General features: G+C 60.8%; 1 protein-coding gene. It reads left to right on the forward strand.

Features of this window, described 5'->3' with window-relative positions; translation table 11 throughout:
- A partial coding sequence (locus tag A3754_RS07535) for a sigma-70 family RNA polymerase sigma factor (RefSeq protein WP_156496894.1) occupies positions 1 to 374 on the forward strand: 374 nt, incomplete at its 5' end.
- Between the last annotated feature and the right edge of the window lies 1 nt (position 375).

Here is a 375-nt window from a genome sequence, read left to right on the forward strand (position 1 = left end):
TTTACCGTATCGCGGTCAATACCGCCAAGAACCACCTGGTGTCGGCCGGCCGCCGGCCGCCGGGCTCTGACCTGGACGCTGCAGAAGCCGAACAGTACGCCGGTGCAGAAATGCTGCACGAGATTGGAACCCCGGAGTCCCTCGTGTTGTCAGAGGAACTGGAGGCGGTCATTCATGCAGCGATTAATGAGCTGCCTCAGGAGTTGAAGACGGCCGTGACCCTGCGTGAATTCGAGGGCCTCAGCTACGAGGACATTGCGGTCGTCATGGAATGCCCGGTGGGCACAGTTCGGTCCCGGATTTTCCGGGCCAGGGAAGCAATTGACACAGCTGTTCGCCCGCTATTGGGCTCACAGCGCGGCGATAAAGGGTGAG

The organism is Alcanivorax sp. HI0083, assembly GCF_001635175.1.